Raw genomic sequence first — 5111 nt, forward strand, 5'->3', positions numbered from 1 at the left:
AACTATGTTTCCTTTTAATCGTTCCCTAAACGGACTGAAAGCTTCGATTAGGGATTCAATTTTTTCAGGGTTGTTTTTGTAAATGGTCCTAATGGACTTCTCAATCACGTCCAGATATACGTGTGATGCTAGTTTTAGATGCTCTTCAATCGATTCTTTTAAGTCTGCTTTATGCATCTCATCCTTAGTGTGCTCAAAGAACTCGACATGGAAGTCTTCTAAGGAGATCCGAACTGGAACAAAGGCTCTATTCGGGAACCCTTCTTCCTCGAAGAAATCTACACTATGAGCCCCCAGTTGATTTCTGATACGCCTGATTTGAAGACTTTCTAAGTCTTCTCTCATTTTGGAATAATTTGGATGCTGAAAGAACTTCGCCAAGCTAAGCAGGGCATTTTGCTGCAGGTATACCGCGTTGAGTAGGCCATAAAGTCTCAAATACTTTTCTCCCAACTCGTCATACTTAGTTGGGCCGCTAATGCCAAATTTTAGGAAGTTCTGAATGGCAGCGTTTGAATCCTCCAGAATGTCTTCTGAGGCGAGAATGTAGTTCCAATCACTTTCGTCGTTTAATTTTAGGCACGATCTTACGTGCTTCTTAAAGTCGTTCGTTTCCTTCTTGAAAATCTTCTCGCGAGTGAGATTAACGAACATGTCGTTGATCTTACACAAAAGCTCTGCCCAATCTAAATTCATTCTTCGAACGCTAAGTCCTCACGATGGAGATAGGCGGAGCCTATCGGAATTGTGAGCGACGTCTGATTGGATAATTTTGTTTTTCATAATGTATCGAAATCGTAGCCGATCTCTTTCAAGTGATGTAAGACTGCTTTTGGTGTATCGCGCACTATAATCGACGAGAACGCTCTTCTCATATCTTTTCTTAATTCTCGTGGGGAATAGAAATGGATCCTGCGTACAGTCTCGTCTGCTTCGAAGCATCCATCTCTGAAGCCTCTTTCGTAGATCGTTAGGTGATCGTCTGACTCGTCAAAAAACTTTTCTGGTAACTGGTATGGAGGCTGGGGACGTTCGTCACTATCGGGGGAGTGGTGAGACGTTCGCATGATCGTGTACCATCCTTCTTTGTGTCCCGCTAGATAGTCGGTCTCGCGTTCTATTGTACCTGGGGGAAGTTCGTCGGGCTTGTGGTAGAGGTATGGCTCAAGTGCTTCCTTAATTCTTATGGTGTGGGAGGATGTCTCGGAGTAATCGTTAGTCAGTTTGGTGAGTTGCCAAACGATGAGTGAAGATACAAAAAGTAAGACAAGGCTGTAAACTTTGCCTCTTTCAGAGAGGACTGGGACTCGTCTTCTTTTCATTTTCTTTGATCCAACGACAAGTCCTCACGACGAAGGAGGCGCAGCCTCCGGAGTTGTGAGCGGCGCCTGGTTCTCATAAAATTCTTCTGCTGTTCTACCGTTCCATTCCAAAGGCCAAATCACCTCTGACTTTATGTCGTAGTGATCTTCTTTAGGGGCTTTGCAGACGAAGGTAAGCTCATTATCTCGGGAAAGCGTGATCATGTAAATTTCCTTAGGGCTGCTTTTGAATGAAACGAATCCAAGTCCAGAAATCTCAGTTCTGTGAAACTCGGCTTCATTGCTTTCGTCTATCCACTGGAGGATCTTTTCTATTTCTTTTCCTCTGGTTATGTCCTTCCTGAAATGTTGTTCGGAGTAGTTGGTTCGAGGCTTGGCATCGGAAGTGAAGCAAAACGAAAACGCAATGAATAGAACAAGGACGTAGGCCGTTGTAGTTTTCGTATTCATAATTCTGAGAACGCCAAGCTCAGACGCGAGCGCTTGCGCTCGTTGTCTGCAGCGTTTTGTTGTGCTTATTTATGCACTCGTTCGTGCTGTTTCGGTATCGATGTAATAGGTGTCATATTCAGACTCAACAACGTAACCAAGTTTAACTGCCAGCGCGGTAGACTCGGGGTTCGCCGCGTCCCAATTTGGATAAATTCCATTGCCTAGGCATTGGAGAATCAGCGCTGCTGCGGCAGTTGTCGCTAGACCTTTTCTTCTGTGTGCCGGGTCCGTTGCTATCTCAATCTCGATGCCATCGTTGTAGATGCTGTATGAAGTAGCTCCGCAGACAGGTTTTCCTTGGTGCAGGATGCAGACCCCAATACCTCTGTTCAGGAAGTCGCTTGGATCATCGAACTGGCTTACGAAATCCTCGGACAGCTCGAGAAAAGATGAGTCGGTTAGTAGCTTTGCATTCAGTTCGACCAGTTCATACCCGCTAGGTAAAGAGTCACGATACTTGGCTAGCTTTTCGGGGTCGAAGTACTTACTTTCTTTCTTAAAGCTGCAACGTTGAAACCGTTCATTGTAGCCCTTGTGAATCTCTTCAACCTTTCGTTTCCAATCTTCGGCTTCGACAATGACTAGAGTGTAGTCGGGAAGATTGTGTAGTAAATCCGTTGCTTCGACTGAATTTGAATCACCTGCATAGTATACGAAGATTCCTACCGTTATTTGAGCAACAGTCGGGTGATCCAAATCATCTACCCAGGCGTTTCCCATATGCCCTTGGAGACAAGACAGTAGGACCACGCTATTGAGACCTTCAAAAATGGTAGATAGTTTTTGAGCTAATTCTGGGTTTTTCTTAAGTTGTTTGCTGTCTAGTTTATGTATCAAATTACGGTGCTGGTTGATTTGTTGTGGGGTAAGGTCGATTTCTCTTTTTGCACAACGTGAAGTCCATACGACGGAGGCTATCGCGGAGCGATGGCCGGAGTTGTATGCGACGCCTGGTTGTCTGTTTTATTTTCTGTGGTAAATCGTAACATCACTGCTTGTGGCTATGACAAGACTCCTGCCTGAAGGTGAAAAGCCGAATGCTCTCAACTCTAGCTCAGATCCAATCTTCACGAAGTCTCCCTTCTTTTCATAGATCATTCCATAGAGCCAAGAACCAGGCTCCGTCATGATTAAGGTAGTCTCCGGCCATTCGAGAGTAACCTCGTGAACTGCCCACATGTCATCTGTGGAGTTCGGCAAACCGCCTCCGTAGAGCCCGCTTATCTTTATTTTCGTTCCAGCGAGCGGACCGATGCCTTCAGCTTCGAGTAGAGACGTGTCTTCATCGTATTCTTCTCTATTCCTTTCTAAACGCTCACCAGTCGAGCAGTCGATAACACTACGTCCTTGAGATGACACTACAAGTAGGTGCTCTTCTTTTTCTGCGAAACCGACTGAAGAAAGTCCACCCACTGCGATAGTCGCGGTTTCTCTCCATGGTGCCGGAGGAGAGGAGGTCGGAGCCTTCCTGATCGCTTTGATTAGTGGTTTGAGATGCTTACTCATTCTTTAGACAACGTCGAGTCCTCACGACGTAGGACGCGCAGCGTCCGGAGTTGTGAGCGACGTTTGGTTGGACATGATTTTGTCTCTCAAGTTTTTCACAATTCCATTGTTGTCCGTCATAGGGAAGTCAGCAGTTAGGAAGTAGAATGATTCGTATTTTTCCGTGAATACGCAAACTGGTACAAACCATGTCCCATTTCTCTCAATGCTGATAATCTCATCATATCGGATCCTGGTTTCTATTCCTTTCTTTACGATCTCTAAGCCTTCGTCTGTTTGACGAACTTCGCACAGCTTACTGAAGAACGTGAAGTGCAAAAAAGATACAATCGCGTATGCAAAAATAGCGAAGATGAACAATGGCCAATCAGGATGGATGATCAGTCCAATCGTAATCAGGGCAAGGTACACATAGTAGCTGATTGCCAAGCCTTTTGTCGTGGAACTGGAAATACGGTTTTTCAATGTTTCTTCGTCCAACGTCAAAGCCACACGATGTCGGCTTCGGATAAGTTTCCATTAGTTGTGATGTCGATTTCCATACGGTCGTTACGAAAGAGGCGGGCGTTTGCCGACATTGTGTGAGCTGCCTGGTTGTCGCTTAGTTTTTGAATGCTTTCCATTCTCCGTCTTTAGATTTTCTTTCAGCACAGACACCTTCCGGCATTTCGTACAATGCATTCACTCTTGGATCGATCTTCACGATCTCTAGCAAAGAAACTATCCTTGCATCTTCTTCTTCGTGGTTCTCTGCACCACATAAAAACTGCCAGCCACCATCCTCTTCATCGTGGCTCACGTAGAGAATCGGTTTATTTTCTTCGAGCACGTGCTTACATGTAAAGCAGGCTTCGTTCTCTGGGGATGAAAACTTGAATACAACCGGATTTTCTTTCTTTCCGAATAGACCTGAGAATATGCTCATGGTGATGATTGATAGGAAGACTGCCTTCTTCATTTTTTCGACAACGTCAAATCCACACGATGGCGGCTTCGGTTGAGGTTCCAAGTCTGTTTGGGTTGATTTTCATGGGGTCGTTGTGAAAGGGGCGGGCGTTTGCCGACATTGTGTGCGATGTCTGGTTGGCACTATTTTGATTCATACTGGTATTCAAATCTTCAATCCCCAACCTTTTGATTCATTCCATTTTTCGATCAAACTATCGTCTCTCGAATCCATAATTCTTTCTTCCAGACATTTGCTGCAAACTGTTTGGTTCGCATCCGATTCTTCGTCCGAGACTATGTACCGAATACCGAATTCTTCATCTTGGACGATTCTTATCTTTGATAGTTCATGATCTTCATCAACTGCTAAGCGGATCAGGGAGGTCACTAGTGTGATCTCGGTTCTTCCGTGAGTTTTGCAGTCGATCATTCCCATTCTTATTTTTGCCAACGTGAAGTCCATACGCGAGGGCTTCAGTGATGGTTTAGGGTAAAGTTGGGGTTTGAGATGTCCTTGCTGGTTCCACAACTCGGGCGCTTGGCCCGAGTTGTATGGGACGACTGGTTCTACGAATTTTTCTCCTCATGGTTTTCAGTCGAAGCTATCGAAAGTATGGATGCTATGTCCTTGGGGAAGATAGCCTCTTCTGATCATTTCCTTTTTCGTTTCTTTCGAGGCCCAGAATCGTAAATAGACCCACTTCAGTGGTTTGAGGATTGAAATAGTGGTCTTGAGCTCATTTCGCCGAGAATCGTATTTTTCTTTGAATACACGATCACGCTCTCTTTCGAGGTGGATGTTCTCATCTTGATTGGCGAATTTCATCTTTTTTTGTAGAACGT

Annotated in this window: 9 protein-coding genes; all 9 read right to left on the reverse strand. The window is 44.9% G+C overall.

Features of this window, described 5'->3' with window-relative positions:
- The coding region (locus tag IEN85_RS22275; protein WP_191619279.1) for a hypothetical protein at positions 1-696 on the reverse strand (696 nt) is incomplete at its 3' end.
- An 83-nt stretch (positions 697-779) separates the two neighbouring features.
- Complete coding sequence (locus tag IEN85_RS22280; RefSeq protein ID WP_191619324.1) at positions 780-1322, reverse strand: hypothetical protein; 543 nt, start codon at positions 1320-1322, stop codon at positions 780-782.
- Between the two features lie 24 nt (positions 1323-1346).
- Positions 1347-1772 carry a hypothetical protein gene (locus tag IEN85_RS22285; protein WP_191619325.1) on the reverse strand — a complete coding sequence of 142 codons (426 nt, stop codon included), beginning with the start codon at positions 1770-1772 and terminating at the stop codon, positions 1347-1349.
- A gap of 69 nt (positions 1773-1841) precedes the next feature.
- Complete coding sequence (locus tag IEN85_RS22290) at positions 1842-2651, reverse strand: GNAT family N-acetyltransferase (RefSeq protein ID WP_224772852.1); 810 nt, start codon at positions 2649-2651, stop codon at positions 1842-1844.
- A 126-nt stretch (positions 2652-2777) separates the two neighbouring features.
- A complete protein-coding gene (locus tag IEN85_RS22295; protein ID WP_191619326.1) occupies positions 2778-3320 on the reverse strand; it encodes a hypothetical protein in 543 nt (180 codons plus the stop codon).
- A gap of 21 nt (positions 3321-3341) precedes the next feature.
- Positions 3342-3800 (reverse strand): hypothetical protein, encoded by a 459-nt coding sequence (locus IEN85_RS22300; RefSeq protein ID WP_191619327.1) that lies wholly within the window; start codon positions 3798-3800, stop codon positions 3342-3344.
- Positions 3801-3921: 121 nt separating this feature from the next.
- Positions 3922-4278 (reverse strand): immunity protein Imm33 domain-containing protein, encoded by a 357-nt coding sequence (locus IEN85_RS22305; RefSeq protein WP_224772854.1) that lies wholly within the window; start codon positions 4276-4278, stop codon positions 3922-3924.
- Between the two features lie 153 nt (positions 4279-4431).
- The gene (locus tag IEN85_RS22310) at positions 4432-4656 is read right to left on the reverse strand and encodes a hypothetical protein (RefSeq protein WP_191619328.1); all 225 of its coding nucleotides are present in this window, start codon (positions 4654-4656) and stop codon (positions 4432-4434) included.
- 204 nt (positions 4657-4860) lie between these two features.
- On the reverse strand, positions 4861-5111 hold a 251-nt coding region (locus IEN85_RS24555), incomplete at its 5' end, for a hypothetical protein (RefSeq protein WP_224772571.1).

Origin of the sequence: Pelagicoccus enzymogenes, from assembly GCF_014803405.1 — a bacterium.
GTDB lineage: Bacteria > Verrucomicrobiota > Verrucomicrobiia > Opitutales > Opitutaceae > Pelagicoccus > Pelagicoccus enzymogenes.

What these genes read in the sequence shown, in the direction of transcription:
- IEN85_RS22305 (WP_224772854.1), bottom strand. Translation starts at nt 4,278, where the DNA reads ATGAAGAAGGCAGTCTTCCTATCAATCATCACCATGAGCATATTCTCA.
- IEN85_RS22285 (WP_191619325.1), bottom strand. Translation starts at nt 1,772, where the DNA reads ATGAATACGAAAACTACAACGGCCTACGTCCTTGTTCTATTCATTGCG.
- IEN85_RS22280 (WP_191619324.1), bottom strand. Translation starts at nt 1,322, where the DNA reads ATGAAAAGAAGACGAGTCCCAGTCCTCTCTGAAAGAGGCAAAGTTTAC.
- IEN85_RS22295 (WP_191619326.1), bottom strand. Translation starts at nt 3,320, where the DNA reads ATGAGTAAGCATCTCAAACCACTAATCAAAGCGATCAGGAAGGCTCCG.